The sequence below is a fragment of the Pseudomonas iranensis genome (genome assembly GCF_014268585.2).
Lineage (GTDB): Bacteria > Pseudomonadota > Gammaproteobacteria > Pseudomonadales > Pseudomonadaceae > Aquipseudomonas > Aquipseudomonas iranensis.
In genome coordinates this window covers 3,292,282-3,312,101 of the sequence record NZ_CP077092.1, presented here as the reverse complement: position 1 = coordinate 3,312,101, position 19,820 = coordinate 3,292,282, and the positions used below count along the sequence as shown (strand labels likewise).

The 19,820-nt window shown below is 60.0% G+C and carries 20 protein-coding genes; 7 read left to right on the top strand and 13 right to left on the bottom strand.

Annotated features, from left to right (window positions below; all coding sequences use genetic code 11):
* The first annotated feature begins 115 nt into the window (after positions 1 to 115).
* Positions 116 to 895, top strand: a complete 780-nt coding sequence (locus HU724_RS14800; RefSeq protein WP_133337817.1) for a TSUP family transporter — start codon at positions 116 to 118, stop codon at positions 893 to 895.
* On the opposite strand, the gene nudC is transcribed toward HU724_RS14800, so the two are convergent.
* The 4 genes from nudC to HU724_RS14780 all read right to left on the bottom strand — a co-directional run bounded on the left by nudC (position 863) and on the right by HU724_RS14780 (position 4,221).
* Positions 863 to 1,693 carry an NAD(+) diphosphatase gene (nudC, locus tag HU724_RS14795; RefSeq protein ID WP_186569687.1) on the bottom strand — a complete coding sequence of 277 codons (831 nt, stop codon included), beginning with the start codon at positions 1,691 to 1,693 and terminating at the stop codon, positions 863 to 865. The two genes, HU724_RS14800 and nudC, sit on opposite strands and share 33 nt — an antisense overlap.
* A 7-nt stretch (positions 1,694 to 1,700) precedes the next feature.
* Positions 1,701 to 2,513 (bottom strand): crotonase/enoyl-CoA hydratase family protein, encoded by an 813-nt coding sequence (locus HU724_RS14790; RefSeq protein ID WP_122698299.1) that lies wholly within the window; start codon positions 2,511 to 2,513, stop codon positions 1,701 to 1,703.
* Between the two features lie 189 nt (positions 2,514 to 2,702).
* A complete protein-coding gene (locus HU724_RS14785) occupies positions 2,703 to 3,848 on the bottom strand; it encodes a PQQ-dependent sugar dehydrogenase (protein ID WP_186569688.1) in 1,146 nt (381 codons plus the stop codon).
* 52 nt (positions 3,849 to 3,900) lie between these two features.
* Entirely contained in the window at positions 3,901 to 4,221 is a 321-nt protein-coding gene (locus HU724_RS14780) for a hypothetical protein (RefSeq protein WP_186569689.1), read from the bottom strand.
* Between the two features lie 189 nt (positions 4,222 to 4,410).
* On the opposite strand from HU724_RS14780, the gene ku reads away from it, so the two are divergent.
* Entirely contained in the window at positions 4,411 to 5,277 is an 867-nt protein-coding gene (gene ku, locus HU724_RS14775; RefSeq protein ID WP_039762960.1) for a non-homologous end joining protein Ku, read from the top strand.
* Positions 5,278 to 5,409: 132 nt separating this feature from the next.
* Here ku and lpxO read toward each other — a convergent pair whose 3' ends face one another.
* A complete protein-coding gene (gene lpxO / locus HU724_RS14770) occupies positions 5,410 to 6,309 on the bottom strand; it encodes a lipid A hydroxylase LpxO (RefSeq protein ID WP_039764006.1) in 900 nt (299 codons plus the stop codon).
* A gap of 309 nt (positions 6,310 to 6,618) precedes the next feature.
* Between lpxO and HU724_RS14765 the strand changes: the two genes are divergently transcribed.
* On the top strand, positions 6,619 to 7,053 hold the full coding sequence (locus tag HU724_RS14765) for a hypothetical protein (RefSeq protein ID WP_024012933.1): 435 nt from the start codon (positions 6,619 to 6,621) through the stop codon (positions 7,051 to 7,053).
* A 33-nt stretch (positions 7,054 to 7,086) separates the two neighbouring features.
* On the opposite strand, the gene HU724_RS14760 is transcribed toward HU724_RS14765, so the two are convergent.
* The 4 genes from HU724_RS14760 to HU724_RS14745 all read right to left on the bottom strand — a co-directional run bounded on the left by HU724_RS14760 (position 7,087) and on the right by HU724_RS14745 (position 11,691).
* A complete protein-coding gene (locus HU724_RS14760) occupies positions 7,087 to 8,031 on the bottom strand; it encodes a methyltransferase (RefSeq protein WP_186569690.1) in 945 nt (314 codons plus the stop codon).
* 14 nt (positions 8,032 to 8,045) lie between these two features.
* Positions 8,046 to 9,413: an iron-containing redox enzyme family protein gene (locus HU724_RS14755; RefSeq protein ID WP_186569691.1), complete on the bottom strand. Its 1,368-nt coding sequence runs from the start codon at positions 9,411 to 9,413 to the stop codon at positions 8,046 to 8,048.
* 106 nt (positions 9,414 to 9,519) lie between these two features.
* Positions 9,520 to 10,449 (bottom strand): ZIP family metal transporter, encoded by a 930-nt coding sequence (locus HU724_RS14750; protein ID WP_186569692.1) that lies wholly within the window; start codon positions 10,447 to 10,449, stop codon positions 9,520 to 9,522.
* 15 nt (positions 10,450 to 10,464) lie between these two features.
* Positions 10,465 to 11,691, bottom strand: a complete 1,227-nt coding sequence (locus HU724_RS14745) for a zinc-dependent alcohol dehydrogenase (RefSeq protein ID WP_186569693.1) — start codon at positions 11,689 to 11,691, stop codon at positions 10,465 to 10,467.
* Positions 11,692 to 12,067: 376 nt separating this feature from the next.
* Here HU724_RS14745 and HU724_RS14740 point away from each other — a divergent pair, with 376 nt between their 5' ends.
* Positions 12,068 to 13,654, top strand: a complete 1,587-nt coding sequence (locus tag HU724_RS14740) for an ABC-F family ATPase (RefSeq protein ID WP_016774693.1) — start codon at positions 12,068 to 12,070, stop codon at positions 13,652 to 13,654.
* A gap of 326 nt (positions 13,655 to 13,980) precedes the next feature.
* On the top strand, positions 13,981 to 15,168 hold the full coding sequence (locus HU724_RS14735; protein ID WP_186569694.1) for an MFS transporter: 1,188 nt from the start codon (positions 13,981 to 13,983) through the stop codon (positions 15,166 to 15,168).
* A gap of 130 nt (positions 15,169 to 15,298) precedes the next feature.
* Here HU724_RS14735 and HU724_RS14730 read toward each other — a convergent pair whose 3' ends face one another.
* Together HU724_RS14730 and HU724_RS14725 are read right to left on the bottom strand one after the other, a co-directional pair.
* Entirely contained in the window at positions 15,299 to 16,336 is a 1,038-nt protein-coding gene (locus HU724_RS14730; RefSeq protein WP_122507326.1) for an alpha/beta hydrolase family protein, read from the bottom strand.
* Between the two features lie 167 nt (positions 16,337 to 16,503).
* A complete protein-coding gene (locus tag HU724_RS14725) occupies positions 16,504 to 17,115 on the bottom strand; it encodes an FMN-dependent NADH-azoreductase (protein WP_186569695.1) in 612 nt (203 codons plus the stop codon).
* Between the two features lie 126 nt (positions 17,116 to 17,241).
* Here HU724_RS14725 and HU724_RS14720 point away from each other — a divergent pair, with 126 nt between their 5' ends.
* Positions 17,242 to 18,150 carry a LysR substrate-binding domain-containing protein gene (locus HU724_RS14720; RefSeq protein WP_186569696.1) on the top strand — a complete coding sequence of 303 codons (909 nt, stop codon included), beginning with the start codon at positions 17,242 to 17,244 and terminating at the stop codon, positions 18,148 to 18,150.
* Positions 18,147 to 18,506, top strand: coding sequence for an MmcQ/YjbR family DNA-binding protein (locus HU724_RS14715; protein ID WP_186569697.1), 360 nt, complete (start codon positions 18,147 to 18,149; stop codon positions 18,504 to 18,506). Before HU724_RS14720 ends, HU724_RS14715 begins: the two co-directional genes overlap by 4 nt.
* 58 nt (positions 18,507 to 18,564) lie before the next feature.
* On the opposite strand, the gene HU724_RS14710 is transcribed toward HU724_RS14715, so the two are convergent.
* On the bottom strand, positions 18,565 to 18,993 hold the full coding sequence (locus HU724_RS14710; RefSeq protein ID WP_186569698.1) for a DUF1294 domain-containing protein: 429 nt from the start codon (positions 18,991 to 18,993) through the stop codon (positions 18,565 to 18,567).
* Complete coding sequence (locus tag HU724_RS14705) at positions 18,990 to 19,820, bottom strand: undecaprenyl-diphosphate phosphatase (protein WP_016774688.1); 831 nt, start codon at positions 19,818 to 19,820, stop codon at positions 18,990 to 18,992. Before HU724_RS14705 ends, HU724_RS14710 begins: the two co-directional genes overlap by 4 nt.

Here is a 19,820-nt window from a genome sequence, read left to right as displayed (position 1 = left end):
ATTCCAGACTGTAATTGACGACGGCATGCTCTGGCTCGCCGCAACACTTCGATACAGGTAACATAACCGCCCTCCCGCAGCCCACGTTCTGCGCCTTGCCGAATAAGTCGACTCCATGCCTTTCGAACTCAGCGTTGACCTCACCACCCTGGCCATTCTGGCTGCTGTTGCATTCCTTGCCGGTTTCATCGATGCCATCGCTGGCGGTGGCGGTCTGTTGACCACGCCGGCGCTGCTGACTGCGGGTTTACCGCCGCATCTGGTATTAGGCACCAACAAGCTGAGCTCGACCTTCGGTTCGGCGACCGCCAGTTTCACCTTCTACAGGCGCAAACTGTTTCATCCACGCCAGTGGACCCACGCGATTGTCGGCACTCTGGTTGGCGCGCTTACCGGCGCGGTGGTTGCGCATTACCTGCCGGCCGAGTGGCTGAACAAGATGCTGCCGGTGATCGTTTTCGCCTGTGGCCTGTATTTGCTATTTGGCGGCACGCCGAAAGCGCCGCTGGACAGCGACGCGCCGATCAAAAAGAAATGGCAATCGACCCAAGGCTTCAGCCTCGGCTTCTACGATGGCGTGGCCGGCCCCGGCACGGGCGCGTTCTGGACAGTCAGCAGTCTGCTGCTGTATCCGATCGACCTGGTCAAGGCCAGCGGCGTGGCGCGAAGCATGAACTTTGTCAGCAACATCGCGGCGCTGTCGGTGTTCATCTTCTCCGGACAAGTCGACTGGATCATTGGCTTGTGCATGGGCCTGTCGGTGATGGTCGGGGCTTTCTTTGGCGCGCGCACCGCGATCAGCGGCGGCGCCAAATTCATTCGTCCGGTGTTCATCACCGTCGTGCTCGGCTTGACTGTGCGCTTAGCCTGGCAGCACTGGTTCAGCGTGGCCTAAGCGCCGCGCCACATAGACGTCGATCAGGTAACGGGCAATCGAACGCGATGCCGGCAACGGCGGCAGGTCATGCACGTTGAACCACTGGGCGTCTTCGATCTCGTCTTCCTGACAGATAATCTCGCCACCGGCATATTCGGCATGGAAGCCGAGCATCATCGAATGCGGGAACGGCCAGCACTGGCTGCCGATGTACTGGATGTTCTTCACTTCAATCTGCACTTCCTCGCGAACTTCGCGAATCAGGCACTCCTCGGCCGATTCCCCCGGCTCTGCGAAGCCGGCCAGCGTGCTGTAAACCCCGGTGACGAAACGCGGCGAGCGTGCCAGAAGGATTTCGTCGCCACGGGTGATCAGCACGATCATGCTCGGTGAAATGCGCGGATAACTGCGCAGCTCGCACGGCTGGCAATACATCGCTCGTTCGCGCGGGACTTGCGTCATCGGCTGCCCGCAGTTGCCGCAGAAGCGGTGCTCGCGAGCCCAAGTGCCGATCTGTGCGGCATAACCGAGCACCTTGTACAGCGTGTGATCGCCTTCGAGCATGAACGCTCGCAGGCCTTTCCAGCCGCATCCGGGCACTTCGCTGACGCTGCGCAACTCAAGCAGATAGACCGGTTCGCCATCCAGATGACCAATCCCATGCTCGGCGAGGACTGAAAGGTCCTGGCGCTTGAGCCATTCGCGCGGGAACAGTGCGCCATTGTCATCGAACAGAAAGCCTTCCGGGCTGCGCGCTACGGCCCAGCCGCCGGGTTGATCGGTGTCGAGTACTGCAGTGGTCCAGCGAGAGGTCATGGTTAACTCAATCCAGAAATTCGGGTTTCTGTTTGCTCATGTGGGCGGCCATGGCCACGCGCAGATCGGTGGATTGCAGCATGGCGGCGTTCCAGGTGGCAACGTATTCGAGACCATCGTCGATGCGATGATCGCGCATGTAGCTGATCATTTCCTTGGTGCCAGTCACGGCAATCGGCGACTTCGCAGCGATGTCACGGGCAATGCCGAACACGCCTTCGAGCAGTGTGTCCTTGTCGCTGTAGACGCGATTGACCAGGCCCATGCTGCGTGCTTCCTCGGCGCCAAAGGTGCGACCGGTGTAAGCCAGCTCACGCAGCATGCCGTCTCCGATGATTCGCGGCAACCGTTGCAGCGTACCGACGTCAGCGGCCATGCCGATGTCAATTTCCTTGATGGAAAATTGCGCGTCCTCGGCGGCATAACGCATATCACAAGCCGAGATCAGATCGATCGCCCCGCCCAGGCAATAGCCCTGAATCGCGGCGAGTACCGGTTTGCGGCAGTTGTCGACGGCGTTGAACGAGGCTTGCAGATTGAGGATCTTGCGCCGCAACAGGCGCGCATTGCGGCCCACGTCCTTGCCCAGTTCATTGGCGACACCGGCAAGCATCATCAGGTCAATGCCGGAGGAAAAGTGTTTGCCGTTACCGCTGAGCACCACCACGCGGACTTCGTCGGTATCGTCGATCCATTGGAAGATCTCGACAATCTCGCTCCAGAACGCCGCGTTCATTGCGTTGATCTTTTCCGGGCGATTGATCTGCACATGCGCGATGTTGTCGGCCAGTTCGACGCTGAAGGCGGAGTATTGAGTCATGGCAGTGATCCTTTACCGGGCTGGGAATTAAGGCCCGAACTATAACAAGGCAACGGGGCGGCGGTTCGGCCAAATGCGGGACTGCCTGGCGCGCCCCCATATGTAGGAGCTGCCGAAGGCTGCGATCTTTTTGGACGCAGAGCGTCCCGGGCTGCATTCCCACGCAGAGCGTGGGAACGATCGATTGGCTTATTTCAGCCCCAGCCTGTACAGCGAGCCATTTTCTTCATCCGTCAGCACATACAGATAGCCGTCCGGCCCTTGGCGCACGTCACGGATACGCTGATTCAACTCACCCAGCAAACGCTCCTCATGCACGACTTTGTCGCCATCGAACTGCAGTCGAATCAGCTCCTGGGACACCAGTGCGCCGATAAACGCGTTGTGCTGCCACGGCGTGAAGCGATCGGCGTCATAGAACGCCATGCCGGTAACCCCGGGGGATTTTTCCCAGACATGGTGCGGCGCCACGGTGCCTTCAGCAGTTTTGCCCTTGGCCTCCGGAATCGGCTGCATCGAGTAATTGATGCCATGGGTCGCCAACGGCCAGCCATAGTTTTTGCCGCGCTCGATGATGTTCACTTCATCGCCGCCACGTGGCCCGTGCTCGTTCTCCCACAGCGTGCCGGTCCACGGATTGAGCGCCGCGCCCTGCGGGTTGCGCAGGCCATAGGACCAGATTTCAGGCCTGACACCGGATTGGCCAACGAAAGGGTTATCGTCCGGCACTTTGCCGTCCGGGAAGATGCGTACGACTTTGCCTTGCAGCTTGTCCAGATCCTGCGCAGTCGGCCGGTCGTTGTTTTCGCCGAGGGTGATGAACAGATACCCGTCGCGATCGAACACCAGCCGTGAACCGAAGTGGTTGCTCACCGACAGTTTCGGTTCCTGACGAAAGATCACGTTGAAGTCTTTGAGCGTCTTCAGGTCATCGGAAAGCCGTCCGCGCCCTACCGCCGTGCCAGCCTTGCCGCCCTCACCACCGCCTTCGGCATACGACAGATAGACCATGCGATCCTGCTTGAAGTCTGGCGAAAGCGCCACATCAAGCAAACCGCCCTGCCCTTTGGCCCAGACCTGCGGCACGCCACTGATCGGCTCCGACAGTTTGCCGTCCTTGCTGACGACGCGCAGATGCCCCGGGCGTTCGGTCACCAGCATGCCCTTCTGATCAGGCAGAAACGCCAGCGCCCAAGGATGTTCCAGGCCTTGGGCAACGGTGGTGACTTCAAGAATGCCCTGTTCGCTTTTCAGCTCTTTGGGCGCGGCGGCGAAGACCGGGGCACTGATCAGCGCGGCGGCGCAACAGGTGGCTAGCAGGGTTTTACGCAACATGCACGATTCCTTTTGTTCGTGTGAAAGGCTGACAGAACATCAGTCCTGCCGTTCAACGGTTGCTGCCGGTGCCCCGTGGGGGCGGGTTGGGAATGAAGGTTGGCGGATTGCTCGGCACCGAGCGAATTGGCTGGCCATCGCCGATGCCGCGATTCTCGACGGTCGGCTGACGTGGCACGGGAACGGTGTTCGGCCCGCGAAGCGGCGGAGCGCTGGGCTGGGTGCCCTGCATGCTGTTGGGATTGGCCCGGCGGATCGGGCTGTTGTAGGGATTGTTGCTGTTGCCGGTAGGGCTTTGCGCCAGCACGACATCGGCATGAACCAGGCCACCACTGAGGGCGAGGACGGCGATGCCAAGCAGAAACCGGTTCATGGGAAATACCTCTCGATGTGCGTGGACTAGAGCCTTGGAGCCCACGCTACGCCGTGGGTTCGGATTTGTTAACCCTCGCGCCTTAAACAACATGTAACACGGCTTGACCGTACCGCTGGAAGCCGCGCAATCACCGGAAACTTTCTCACCGCGCCACGGGTCACCTGATCATCACTCGGAGGACAGGTCATGGCTCGGGCAATCTGGAAAGGCGCAATCAGTTTTGGACTGGTACACATCCCCGTGGCGCTGGTTTCAGCGACGTCGTCCCAAGGCGTGGACTTCGATTGGCTCGACAGCCGCAGCATGGACCCGGTGGGCTATAAACGCATCAACAAGGTCACCGGCAAGGAAGTCACCAAAGAGAACATCGTCAAAGGCGTGGCCTACGAAAAGGGCCGATATGTGGTGCTCAGCGAGGAAGAAATCCGCTCGGCGCACCCGGTTTCCACGCAGACCATCGACATTTTCTCTTTCGTCGACGCCGAGCAGATTCCGCTGCAGAACATCGATACGCCCTACTACCTGGCACCGGACAAACGCGGCGGCAAGGTCTACGCGTTGCTGCGCGAAACCCTGAGCAAAACCAACAAGGTCGCCCTCGCCCGCGTTGTCCTGCATACCCGTCAATACCTCGCCGCGTTGATGCCGCTGGAGTCGGCGCTGGTTCTGGTGAAGCTGCGCTGGCCACAGGAAGTGCGCAGCCTTGATGAACTGGCGCTGGGCAGTGAAGTGACCAAGCCTCAGTTGGCCAAGGGCGAGCTGGACATGGCCAAACGTCTGGTTGAAGACATGACCTCGGAGTGGTCGCCTGAGGACTACAAGGACGAGTTCGAAGACAAGATCATGGCGCTGGTCGAGAAGAAAGCCCACGAAGGCAAGATCGAGGACGTCGAGACCGCCACTGGCGAGGAAGAGCGCAAGACTGCCGACGTTATCGATTTGACCGAGCTGCTTAAACGCAGCCTCGGCGGCAAGGCACCGGCCAAGCCCAAGGCCAAATCAACCAGTAAGGCGGCGCCGGCGAAGAAGACTCGGAAGGCGTCCGGGGAGTAAGCGTTGGGCCAGCTAGAGGTATGTTGGAAGTGAAACCGCCTTCGCGAGCAGGCTCGCTCCCACTGGGGAACGCATTCCAGATTGTGGGAGCGAGCCTGCTCGCGAAGAGGCCGGTACTGACACCGCAAGTCTTCAGATCAGAATGAAGATCGCCAGCAACGCGGCAAAAATCGCCCATTTTTCCAGGTAATACCGCGTGCGGTTGCGCTTCTTCAGCTCTTTGCCGCGCAAACGAATCTTGTAGATTTTGGTAAACAAGCGGTTGATGCCGCCAGTCTTGTCCCCCGCATCATTCGGCGCGCCTGCCGCTGACATCACGGTGCGGCTGAACCAGCGGTTGAACGCGGCGGCCCAGCGGTATTTCAGCGGCCGCTCAATGTCACAGAACAGAATGATGCGATTCTGATCCGTGGTGTTTTCGGCGTAATGAATAAACGTCTCGTCGAACATCACCGCTTCGCCGTCGCGCCAGTGATAGTTCTCACCGTCGACGTTGATGTAGCAGCCAGGATCGTTCGGCGTATCCAGGCCCAGGTGATAACGGTAGGAACCCGCATACGGATCGCGATGGCGCACCAGTTTCGAGCCCGGTGGCAGCTCGGCAAACATCGCCGCTTTGATCGAGCCGATGCTTTGCACCAGTTCGGTGGTGCGTGGGCACAGCTTCATCGCCGATGGATGGCTGTCGCCGTACCACTTGAGGTAGAAGCGCTTCCAGCCAGTCTTGAAGAAGGAGTTGAAGCCGACATCGTCATACTGATTCGAGCGCTTGATCTCGCCGGCACGCAACAGATTCTGGCCTTCCTCGCGAATCTCTTCCCAGTGCGCCTGCAACGGGCTCAGATCGGGAAAGTCTGCAGGGTTCAGATACGGCTTGTTCGGCATCCTGGAAAACAGATAGAGGAAGCAGTTGATCGGCGCGAGGAACGTCGAGTGGTCACTCAGTTGCCGCCCCAGTTTGTGGCGCACGCGCCCACGCAAGTGAACGTAGGCAATGGAGATGACATAAACAGCGGCAATGATGAGTTTCACGGAAAAGGGTCACACGTCAAAAGTGAACAAACTGCGCGCGTGGCGACCTGAGGCCCAGCGTCTTATGCAGCGGTCTTGATGCACAGGGCGCGTCCTTGGCCCGCGCCGTTTCCGGGCGCTCGGTGAAAGGGTGGCATTTTAGCCACAGTTCGTAACCGATAGTGAACCCTCAACTGTGAAAAACTGTCTTGCGCGTTTGCGGCTAAAGCTCTAGCCCACTTGAATCCATACAAACGCCCGTTGCTCATTTCGATGGAACCACGCTTGGCACGCGCTCCTCTATCGCTTACCAATAACGGAGGAACCCCCATGATCGCCCCAGAAACCGGTATGAAACCAGGTCAGCGCTATCGAATTGAAAGCGTCGAGCGCGCGCCACAATTCTCTGGCTTTTTTCTCGATGGAAAGTATTACCTGGGACCTGAGTTGCAGACCGCCATCGGCTGGCTTGAAGGGCAAATCTTCTTCTACGACCAGCTCGACCCGACCGGTGAGCCGGTTTATCCGGGCAGAATTGCCGGCACGATCGAAGGGCTGACGCTGGTAATGCCGGACGGCTTACGGCTGGAGATCGAAGAAGCGCCTTATCTGGCGGAACCTGCTGCGCCAGTGCGCGCTTCCGTCGCCGGGCGCATCGAGCGTATCTCGCGGCAGCCAATTCGCCCTTCACCGCTTCTGGTGGCCGGGGCTGCGATGCTGGTAGGGGTTTGCCTGCTGACGATCTCGCGCATCAGAAATCGCTGAAGGCCACCGCGCGAGCAGTGGCCCAACTATCGGTTACTGCTCGCGGGTTACCGTCAGTGCGACCACGGCGATGCGCTCGGCGCGCTCGTATTCAGGCTTGAGCAGTTCCTCGCTGAACACATCTGGATCGAGTTCGCGATAAGTCCAGCCAAATCGCTCGCCCTTGAGCAGAGGCGCCACGGCCTCGCGGAACGGATCCTGCCCGGCGACGATCGCCACGCCGGTGTACACCAGCAACGTGCCGCCGACTTCCAGACGCGGTAACGCCTCACGCACGATCCGCACCGACAAACCCTCACCCAGCGCCCCGCCGCCGTGGCGATAGGCGCGCTGTTGTTCGTCGTTCATGTACGGCGGATTGGCGATGATCAGATCGAACTGCCCTTCGACACTGGCGAGCAGATCGCTGTGATACACCGACACATTGTTTGCGCCCGCCAGCTCGGCGTTGACCGCACTCATGCGCAGCGCCCGCGGATTGATGTCGACCGCCAGCACGTCGGCATCAGGACGTGCCTTGGCCATGACCACCGCGCCGGCGCCGCTTCCGCAGCCGATGTCCACCGCGCGTCTGATCGGCGAAAAGCGTTGCTGCAATTGCGCTTCGATGGCCTGGGCGAAGCGATAAGTGTCGGGGCCGAAGAACACCGCATCACTCGCCGTCGTCGGGAACGCCGAATGGGCGAACAACCGGTCATTCAGGGTCGACCAGCGCACATGGCTGCGCCACACGGCGCCATCGCGTTCGACTACGCCGGCCTGCTCCAGCGTGGCCAGTTCCTGTGCGCGAAATAGCTCTGAAGGAAACGGCATCGACCAACCAAACACATCGCGCAGATCCTTGGCCAAAGGCGTGGCAAAGCGCTGCAGAAATCGTTCGTGAGTCAATGGCGTTGGAGTAATGAAGTGATAACCACTGTCGAGCAGGCGCTTGCCTAACTCGAACAGGGCTCTATCGGATGTTTCTTGTGCCGACATGAAGCCTCCTTGTTTCAACGCAAGCGGGCGCGCAGTTGGATGAAGCGACGCGTCGCGAAAAGTCCGGCCGGGCGCCAGTGTCGCTGCGGTTGCAGCCAAGGCATCAACAACGCCATTTGCTCGGCGGCAGGTTTGTCAGCCAGTGCCGCTTCCAGATTGAGCAGATCGGCATCATCGTCAAAGGTTTCCTCTACCGCAGCTTCGCGGCGCACATAAGGCCGAGGCCGCGAGGCCGGGCAATCCTGAGTGATCCAGTCGCGCAGCAGCTGTTTTTCATAGCCGTTGAACACACCGAACATGGCCGCATCGCTACCGTCGATCAACCGCCAGAAGCGACTTTCTTCCACCGCCTCGCCGCGCTTGATCCAGCTCTTGCGCTCCAGCGCCGAAAGAAACTCGCCCATTTGCCCCGGCGTGGCCAGCCATTGATTGATGGTGCGGTTTTCGATGCGGCAGTAATCGGAATGCATGTGACGGCCAAACACAGCCTTGCGCTCAAGCATGGCGATGACTTCATGGTCCAGATCGAACTCTGTAATCACGGCGGTTGTGCCCTTGCCAATGTCATTGAGGCGATAACCGACGGCCATGCGCCGATAGAACTCATCGCGCTCTTCGCCCAGCGGCATCAGTTCGAGCATTGATTGCACAGCCTTGCGCGCGTGGCCGGTGCTGGCGTTGTCGATGGTCACATGCAGGCGGAAATAGTGCGGATCGATGCCCAGCTCTGCCAATTCATAAGCGCTGATCAACAGATGCAGAGGCAGTTGTTCGTAGCCGAGATTGAAACCGATAACTTCAGGCAAAAACTGCCCGCCGAAACGTCCCAGCGCCAACTGCACCGCGCCTTGCAGAAAATACTCGTCGGCAAGACCGCTCAGATCGGAGCAGTCATGCTCGGCGAGCAGCTTGCGATAGATCACCACATGATTCTGCCGTGGCACGCCCTCGCCCAGCTCTTCCAGATAGGTATCGAGCAAATCGTCAAATCGCGGGTCCTGCCACTGCGGCAACAACCCGGCCAGCCAGGCGCCATCGACCTCTTTGGTCGGTGCCACATGCAGAATGAAATACAACGCGTGGGATTTGTTGCGGAAATAGCGGCGCGGCGCGCCCTGCTGACGTTGCTCGAGGTAATCAGCGTACTCGGCCGCCACGCTGGCGCAGCGGGTTTCCGACCATTGCAGCAGATCTTCGGCGCTGGCCGGCAAATCGTCAGACAGCGCAGCCGCCTTGCCCAGTTGCCGGCGCAGGAAGTCCAGTGCCGCGCGATCAACCGTGGAGTCTTCCGCCAGCAATCGGTCATAGAGCCGGCGCTCGGTATCCGCCGGCGTGGATGTTTTACCCGAAGACTTCCTGGTCGGGATTTCGATCAGCGACATGACTCATTCCCCTGCGTTATTGGCATTGCCTATAAACGAAAGAGTGATTGGCGCTGAAAAAAATTCCTTTTTTGTGCGGGGTGATGCGCTCAGTGGTGTGGGTTGACTAACCCAAAGCCGTGTCGAGAAACATCATCACGCCGAAGCCAAGCATCAGCCCGAGCGTGGCAGGCGTTTCGTGGCCGTTGCGGTGAGTTTCCGGAATGACCTCGTGGGACACCACGAAAATCATCGCGCCGGCGGCCAGGCCCATCGCCACTGGGAAGCCCAACGCGAAGCTGTTGGTGATGCCCAAACCGATGATCGCGCCCAACGGCTCCATCAATCCTGACGCAGCGGCAATCAACGCTGCACGCACTGCGGAAATGCCCGTCACGCGCAGCGCCAACGCCACGGCCAGACCTTCGGGGATGTCCTGAATGGCGATCGCAGTGGTCAGCGGCAAGCCGATTTTCATGTCGCCGGTGGCGAAGCTGACGCCGATCGCCATGCCCTCCGGCAGGTTGTGCAAAGTGATCGCCAACACGAACAGCCAGACCCGATTGAAGCGCTTGGCTTCAGGCCCTCGCCGGCCGCTTTTCTCATGTTCGTGAGGAACGAAGCGGTCGAGGCCGACCATCAACGCCACGCCCAAGGCCATGCCGGCCACAACGACGGCAGCGGCGAGCATGGGACTGCTCACCGCCTCCTTCGCCGCCGCAGTGCCCGGCAGGATCAGTGAAAAGGAACTGGCGGCCAGCATCATCCCCGCCGCAAAGCCAAGCATGGTGTCCTGGGTTCGCGAAGTAATTGCCCGCAGCGCCAAGGCCAATAACGCACCGACTGCCGTGGCGGCAAAACCCGACAGCCCGCCAAGTGTGGCGAGGCGCAAGGTGTCGCGGCCCGTGCTGACCAAACCGGTGTAGCCACTGATCAACAGCAACACGGTTACACCGACCAAGGTCAGCCAGAAAATGCGCCCTCCCCAGCCCGTACGCGAAAGGTTCACGAACCATGCGCGTACGGGAGCTGCGAATGAAGATGACGGTAGCGCCATGAAAACTCCTCGGTTTCAGGTGGCCGGTGCGAACGGCGTGGTTTCATCCAGCTGCGCCAGCGGAACATCGCTGCCACCCGGGGTCAGAATCACCTTGCGGCATTCTTCCTGCTTTTTATTGAAGATCTTGTAACCCTCGGCGGCCTGCTCCAGCGACAGCCTGTGGGTGATGATCGCCTCAGGCTGCAACTTGCCGGTTTCGATGTAGCCAAGCAGTTCCGGCAGAAAGCGCTGCACATGAGTCTGGCCCATTTTGAAGGTCAGGCCCTTGTCAAAAGCGTCGCCGAACATAAAGCCATGGATAAACCCGGCATACACCCCCGGAACGCTGACCACACCACCGCGCCGGACGGCGGCGATGCATTGGCGCAAGGCCTTGCCGCTGCTGCCTTCAAGCTTGAGTGTAGCCATGACGGTTTCGGTGGTGCTGCCCTTGGCTTCAAGGCCGACGGCATCGACCACGGCATCCACGCCGCGATGGCCGGGAGTTTGGCTGGTAATGGTGTCGGCGGGGTCATCGTCTTCATCGAAGTTGATCGGAATCACGCCGTAGGTGCGCTGGGCATAATCGAGGCGGTACTGATGGTGATCAACCATGAAGATCAGCTCAGCACCGAGCATTCTCGCGCAGGCTGCGGTGAGCAAACCGACCGGCCCGGCGCCATAGATGGCCAGACTCGAACCCTGTTGGACGCCGGCGTTGATCACGGCTTGCCAGGCAGTCGGCAGGATGTCAGAGAGAAACAGTACTTTCTCGTCCGACAGCGTGCCCGGCACCTTGAACGGCCCGGTATTGGCTTTCGGTACCCGCACCAGTTCCGCCTGGCCACCGGGAATTCCGCCATACAGACGGCTGTAGCCGAACAGCGCTGCTGGCGGCGGAATCATTTTCTTGTTCAGCGCCGCGCCAGGGCCTTCATTGGTGGTCTCGCAGGCGGCGTAAAGCTCTTGCTGGCAGAAGAAGCAATCGCCACAGGCGATCACGAACGGAATTACCACGCGGTCGCCGCGCTGCACGGCCGTGACGGCTGGGCCGGTTTCTTCGACGATGCCCATGAACTCATGGCCAAAGATATCGCCGTGCTCGACGGTGGGTATTTTGCCTCGGTACAGGTGCAGGTCCGATCCGCAGATGGCGGTAGCGGTGACGCGCAGGATGATGTCGTCGGCGGCTTCAAGTTTCGGGTCCGGTACGGTTTCGACGCGCACGTCATGGGCGCCGTGATAGGTCATTGCTCGCATGGCTTGGTCCTCACTCGTTTGAACGAAAATGGCTACTGCTCCACTTTCCGAAGTGAAAATGGCCGAGTGAGTTCATTCGGGTTTTCGAGATTTTGATCAGCGGATATCGGTGACTTCTCGGACGAGCCGATGCGTACGCCCGTTTGCCTGCCATATAACTGCCGTCTGAGTTATGCGACAATGCGCGCCAATGTCCAACAAGAACCCCGTACTCGTCGCTCAGCAGCTTGCCTTCAACGGCCCCAGTTGCGGACGGCTTATGCGCGTTGGCTCAACTCAAGCACAGACTGGGGGGAGCTGGAAAAGCTCCAGATTGGTATTCAAGCCCGGTACCAGGCACCACAGACCAGCTCTAACCCATTGATAGGTAAGGTAATTGATCTCCACAGCTAACATCACGATGCAGTTTGGCGCCAAGCCGCTGTTCGAAAACGTTTCGGTCAAATTCGGCGCAGGCAATCGCTACGGCCTGATCGGTGCCAACGGTTGCGGCAAGTCGACCTTCATGAAAATCCTCGGCGGCGATCTCGATCCGTCCGGTGGCCAGGTGATGCTCGAGCCGAACGTGCGTCTGGGTAAGCTGCGCCAGGATCAGTTCGCCTACGAAGAATTCACCGTGATCGACACCGTGATCATGGGTCACGAAGAGCTGTGGAAGGTCAAGGCCGAGCGCGATCGCATCTATTCGCTGGCGGAAATGTCCGAAGAAGACGGCATGGCCGTTGCCGAGCTGGAAACCGAGTTCGCCGAGATGGACGGCTACACCGCCGAATCCCGCGCCGGCGAATTGTTGCTGGGTCTGGGCATTCCGCTGGAACAGCATTTCGGCCCGATGAGCGAAGTCTCGCCAGGCTGGAAACTGCGCGTGTTGCTGGCGCAGGCACTGTTCTCCGATCCGGAAGTGCTGTTGCTCGACGAACCGACCAACCACCTGGATATCAACACCATTCGCTGGCTGGAAAACATCCTCACCCAGCGCAACAGCCTGATGATCATCATCTCCCACGACCGTCACTTCCTGAACAGCGTGTGCACACACATGGCTGACCTGGATTACGGCGAGCTGCGTCTGTTCCCGGGCAACTACGACGAATACATGACCGTGGCGACCCAGTCCCGCGAGCAACTGCTGTCGGACAACGCCAAGAAGAAAGCGCAGATCTCCGAGCTTCAATCGTTCGTCAGCCGCTTCTCGGCCAACGCCTCGAAAGCCAAGCAGGCCACCTCCCGCGCCAAAGCGATCGACAAGATCCAGCTGGCCGAGGTCAAGCCTTCCAGCCGCGTCAGCCCGTTCATTCGTTTCGAGCAGAACAAGAAGCTGCACCGTCAGGCGGTCATGGTCGAGAAAATGGCCAAGGGTTTCGATGGCAAGCCACTGTTCAAGGACTTCAGCTTCCAGGTTGAAGCCGGCGAGCGCGTTGCGATCATCGGCCCGAACGGTATCGGCAAGACCACCCTGCTGCGCACCCTGGTCAACGAACTGACCCCGGACGCCGGTAGCGTGAAATGGACCGACGCCGCCGAACTGGGCTACTACGCTCAGGATCACGCTCACGACTTCGAAGACGACGTCACCCTGTTCGACTGGATGGGTCAGTGGACCCAGGGCGAACAGATGATTCGCGGTACTTTGGGCCGGATGCTGTTCTCCAACGACGAGATCCTCAAGTCGGTCAAGGTGATCTCCGGTGGTGAGCAAGGTCGCATGCTGTTCGGCAAGCTGATCCTGCAAAAGCCGAACGTGCTGATCATGGACGAACCGACCAACCACCTGGACATGGAATCGATCGAGGCGCTGAACCTGGCGCTGGAAAACTACCCGGGCACGCTGATTTTCGTCAGCCACGACCGTGAGTTCGTATCGTCCCTGGCCACACGCATCATCGAGCTGAGCCCGAACGGCGTGACCGACTTCAGCGGCACTTATGACGATTACCTGCGTAGCCAGGGCGTCGTTTTTTAAGGGCAGCTGCAAGTTTCCAGCTGCAAGCTGCAAGTTAAAAGCCCTGTCCGTGTGACGGGGCTTTTTGCATTCGGCGGTTGGGAATTGTGGGTGCGCAGATATTCGCGAGCAGGCTCGCTCCCACATTGATCGTTCCCACGCTCCGCGTGGGAATGCAGCCCGGGACGCTCCGCGTCCCAACAGCGGACGCAGAGCGTCCATGGCGGCGTTACCACGCAGAGCGTGGGAACGATCATTAAGGCGAAGTAGTTAGCCTGCTTTCTTTTATCCCGGCCCCGCGCCATGATGTCGGCAACTCTCCCACCGCCGCCCGCGAACGAGTGCTCATGTCTGCGCAGCCACTGCCACCGCAAAGCTCCCTGGCGATCACCCTGCAGATCGTCTCCATCGTTTTCTACACTTTCATTGCCTTTCTCTGTATCGGTTTGCCGATTGCAGTATTGCCCGGTTACGTCCATGAGCAACTGGGTTTCAGCGCGATCATTGCCGGCCTGGTGATCGGTTCGCAGTATCTGGCCACCCTGCTCAGCCGGCCAATGGCCGGGCGCATGTCGGACACGCTCGGCACCAAACGGGCGATCATTTATGGCTTGTGGGGGATTGTCCTCAGTGGCGCGCTGACGTTGCTGTCGACCTTGCTGCAAAGCTTTCCGCTGACCAGCCTGTTGATCCTGATTGCCGGGCGCTTGCTGCTTGGTATTGCCCAAGGCCTGATCGGCGTCGGCACCATCAGTTGGTGCATGGGCCAGGTCGGGGTCGAGCACACGGCGAAATCCATTGGTTGGAACGGCATCGCCTCTTACGGCGCGATCGCCATTGGCGCGCCGCTGGGCGTGGTGATGGTTGCCGAATATGGTTTTGTCAGCCTTGGCATCGCGCTGTCGGCGTTGGCGGCCGGTGCGCTGTGGTTGATCCGCAACAAGCCTTCGGTGCCGGTGATTCGTGGCGAGCGCCTGTCGTTCTGGGCGGTGTTCGGCAAGATTGCACCATACGGCACCAGCCTGACACTCGCCTCGATCGGCTACGGCACCCTGACCACCTTCATCACCCTTTATTACCTCAACCGAGGCTGGACCGGCGCGGCGTACTGCCTGACCGTGTTTGGCGTGTGCTTCATTCTCTCGCGGCTGTTGTTCATCTCGGCCATCGCCCGGTTTGGCGGGTTTGCCTCGGCCATCGTTTGCATGTCGGTTGAAACTGTCGGCCTGGTGATGTTGTGGCTGGCGCCCTCCACTGCGTATGCGTTGATCGGCGCAGGGCTGGCCGGGTTCGGGCTGTCACTGGTGTATCCGGCGCTGGGCGTTGAGGCGATCAAACAGGTGCCGAGTTCCAGCCGTGGTTCGGGGTTGGGGGCTTATGCGGTGTTCTTCGATCTGGCACTGGCGATTGCCGGGCCGCTGATGGGCGCGGTGGCGTTGAATCTGGGCTATTCGTGGATCTTCTTCTGCGCGGCATTGTTGTCGGTGACCGGGTTGGGCTTGACCCTGCTCCTAAAGCGCCGCGCGACCTCATGAAACACCGATCCCCTTGTAGGAGCTGACGAGTGCAACGAGGCTGCGATCTCTTGATCTTCAAAGCAAAATCAAAAGATCGCAGCCTCGTTGCACTCGTCAGCTCCTACAGGAATTGGTGGCGGCGATGAAGTTATTGATCCGCCGTCTGCATCCCCGCCCGTGTCGATCTGCCCAGCGCATGAGCAAAAAACCGTCCGGCCTCGGAGATCAGGTTGCGATGAATATCCTCGCGATCCACCCCGTCGGCATCGGTGCACAACGCCGGCATGGCGCGGATCTGCTCTTCGGTGCACGGCGCCATGAACACGAAGTGCCCTGCCCCGGCGAGCAGTTTGAAGTCCGGCGCAGTGGGCAGTTTGCGCGCCAAAGCCGCAGCGTTTTTATCGAAGGCCACCAGTTTGTCGCCGTCGCCGCTGTAGAGCAGCACCGGTACGTGCACATCGGCGAGGGTATGGCGGCCGAATTTCAGGCTCAGCGGTGCCATCAGCAATAACGCGTGAACCCGTGGATCGGCCACTGGCTGCAAGTCATCGCGATCAACAATCAGCTCGCCCTGGGTGTTACAGGCGTCGTGATCGTCCGGGCGTTCCTGACAATAGCGGCGCAGACGATCCAGATCCGGTTGCGCCCCGGAAAGAATCAGCGCGGTCTCGCCACCGGCCGAATAACCGATCACACCGACCTGTTCAGCGTTGACGAACGGCGCCAGCATGTTGTCGGCGAGAGTCGCGGTGATTGCTTGGGAAATCTGGATTGGCCGCCCGTAGAGATTGCTCAACGTGCCAAGTCGGCTGTGGTCGCGCCAGTTGTCGCCGGGATGAATCACCGCCACCACGACAAAACCCTTGCGCGCGAGCGACGTCGCCAGATCATGCAAGGCCAGCGGCGTGCCGGTGTTGCCGTGGGACAACATCAACATCGGAAAGCGGCCGATGGCGACCTTAGTGTCCTCACCAGCCTCTACGGAATAGCCCTCAAGCAAACTCATGTGCTCGCGGTCACTGGACGGGTAGAAAGCGATGGCGCGCATCGGTTGCAGGTCGAGCGGGTCGAGAAAGGTCATCTCGTGATAACCGACGCTCCAGACAGGGTGTCGCCCCGGTGCGGCCTGCACTGAATTCAGGCTGGCCAGCAGGCAAATCAGCAACAGTGCACAAAGATGCCTCATGAATGCCCTACCCTGTCGGACCACATCGTCGGATGTGCTGAAACTGCATAACCCGGGCCAGATTATGTAACAGCCAGAAACAAAAAACTCCGTATTCGGCCCTTGCGGAACCAGAATACAGAGTTTTTGGGGGATTACCTGAACATCACCTGTTCTTTACGCAAGCCTTACGCGGCGGCGAACAGTTGCTCGCTGATCTTCGCTTGCGCAGCGCTCATGGCGTTGTTGCGCACTTCTTCGCCATAGGCCAGACCTTCAGCGCGAACGATTTCGATATCGGTGATGCCGAGGAAGCCCAGCACCAGCTTCAGATATTCTTCATGAGCGATGCCGCTGGCCTGACCGGCATGAATGCCACCGGAAGTCGACACGATCACCACTTTCTTGCCGCCGCAGAGGCCTTCAGGGCCGGCTTCGGTGTAGCGGAACGTCTGGCCGGCGACGGCAACGCGGTCGATCCACGCTTTCAGTTGGGTTGGAACGGTGAAGTTGTACATCGGCGCGGCAATCACCACGGCGTCGGCAGCGATGAATTCGGCCAGGGTCGAAGCGCTCAGCTCGGCTTCGTGCTGTTGCGCAGCGTCGCGCAGTTCGGCGGTGGTGCCGGCGGCAACCAGCGTGGTCGACGAGAAGTGGCTGATAGCGTCGGCGGCCAGGTCGCGGTAGGTGACCACGGCGCTCGGCTCGGCGGCTCGCCAGGCGTCGACGACTTGACGGCTCAACTGACGGGAAGCCGAGTTGTCGCCGAGAATGCTTGAATCGATGTGCAACAGTTTCATGTGGGTTCTCCTGAAAGAATCGCCTGTGGCGACGGAATGGAGACAATCCTACGCAACAAACCAATAGGTGATTAGTCGCCGACAATGCGATAGTTCGTCCCATTGATAGAACGACTGGAAACGCGCATGCAGGACCTCAATGATCTCTACTATTTCGCCAAAGTGGTCGAGGCCGGCGGATTTGCCGCCGCCGGGCGCCTGCTCGGCATTCCCAAGTCACGCTTGTCCCGACGCATTGCCGAACTGGAAGAACGCCTCGGTGCGCGTCTGTTGCAACGCACCACCCGTCAACTGAATCTCACTGCCGTCGGTGAACGCTATTTGCGTCACTGTCAGGCGATGTTGCTGGAAGCGGAAATGGCTGACGAAGCGGTGGCGAGCATGTCCAGCGAACCGCGCGGGCGCTTGCGGGTGTCGTGCCCGACCGGCCTTGCCCATGAAATGCTGCCGACGGTGATCAGCGACTTTCTTGGCAAGTTTCCTCAGGTGCAGCTGGAAGTCGTGCTGCTCAACCGCCGGGTCGATCTGGTCACTGAAGGCATCGATGTCGCTTTGCGTGTGCGCGATCACGGCGATGAAGACCCGTTGCTGGTCACCCGCCGCTTGCGTCAGGCGCAAGCGGTGGTGATCGCCAGCCCGGCGTTCATGCAAGGCAAGATCATCAATCATCCGCAGGACCTGAAAACCCTGCCGGTACTGGGCGCGCTGGAAGCCGATCGCATGGTCCATGTGCGCCTGCTCGATCAGCAAGGCAAGAGCGTCGATCTGAGCATGGAAGCGCGGCTGGGCATCGATGACTTCGTGGTGCGCAAGGCCTGCGTGCTCGCCGGTCAGGGCTTTACCGTGCTGCCGATGATGTTCTGCGAAACCGAATTGCGTAACGGCACGCTGGTGCAAGTGCTACCGCAATGGTCATTGCCTGGCGGCTGGCTGCAAGCGGTGTACCCGCACCGGCGCGGGGTAATGCCGGCGGTGCGCGCATGGATCGATCACCTGGTCGAATCGTTCAATGCCTGCGGGGATAGATTTCTATGAAACAAGGAAGAATGAGCGAAGCCGAGGTCGCCGAGTTTTGTCTGGCCCTGCCCGGCGCCCGGGAAGATTACAAATGGGGCGGCGTACGGGTGTTCTCGATTGCCGACAACAAGATGTTTGCCTTGCAAGGATTACGTGGTGATTCGCTGGCGTTCAAGGTCGACAAGGACCTGTTTCTCGGCCATTGCGACCGCCCGGGGATTCATCCGGCGCCGTATCTGGCACGGGCGCAGTGGATCATCATGCACCCGCCCTACCCGCTGGGTGCCGAGGAATTGCGGGGACTGTTGCAGCGATCCCATCAACTGGTAGTGAGCAAGTTGCCTAAAAAAACCCAAATCGGCCTGCTTTTGTAAGCACGCAGACCCTGTGGGAGCGAGCAGGCTCGCTCCCACAGGGGATTTTCGGTGGACGTTAAATCAGCGACAGCAAGTTCGATCCGAGGAAAATCTGGTCAATCCAGAACACCTGATGCAGCAGCACAATCACCCAGAACAGAATCTGAAACGAGACCTTGCGCGTCTTGTGCCGAAACACCTGCTGGGCGATCAGCGCACCCGGCCAGCCCCCCGCCAGTTCGACCGCATGGAGGATATTCTCCGGAGTGCGCCAGGCATCGGCGCGGGCCTTGCGCTTGTCGGCCCAGTACAGAAAGAACGCCAGCACACTGACAATCCCGTACGCCGCCAGCGGCACTCGCGAGATGCCGCTGAGCCACATCGACAGCGAGCCGAACAGCGGCAGCGCGCAGACGATCAGCAACACCACGAGCTTCAATTTCAGATGCTGAACGCGCCCGCCTGAAGGTCGTCCCTCAGGGCGGCGCGTGCGGGAATCGTTCATGCCTTGGCCGCCGACCAGTCCACCCAGCCGAACTGCCAGGTCGCCAGAATGAACAGGCCGAACGCAATCCGGTACCAGGCAAAGGCTGCGTAGCTGTGGCTGCCGATGAACTTGAGCAGGCCGCGCACAGCGATCATGGCGAAGATGAACGCCGTGACAAAACCAATGGCGAACACCGGAAAATCCGCCGGCACAAACAGGTCGCGGTATTTGTAGCCCGAATACACTGCCGCACCGACCATGGTTGGCATGGCGAGGAAAAACGAGAACTCGGTGGCGGTCTTGCGTGACAGCCCGAACAGCAAGCCGCCAATGATCGTCGAGCCGGAACGTGAGGTGCCGGGAATCATCGCCAGGCATTGCGCGAAGCCGATTTTCAGCGCGTCGGTCCAGCGGATCTCGTCGACGGTTTCGGCGTGGACTTCATGTTGGCGCTGTTCGGCCCACAGCATGATGATCCCGCCGATGACCAGCGCCGCCGCCACGGTGATCGGGTTGAACAGGTATTCGTGAATCAGGTCGGCAAAGATCACCCCCAGTACCACGGCGGGCAAAAAGGCGATCAGCAGGTTGGCGGTGAAACGCCGGGCGCTCGGCTGGGTCGGCAGGCCGATCACCACGTCGAGGATCTTGCGGCGAAACTCCCAGACCACGGCGAGGATCGCGCCGAGCTGGATGATGATGTTGAACGCCATGGCCCGTTCGCCGCCGAAGTTCAGCAAGTCGGCGACGATGATCTGGTGTCCGGTACTCGAAATGGGCAAAAACTCCGTCAGCCCTTCTACAACTCCTAGAATCAGTGCCTGCAAGGCGGTCCAAAGATCCAT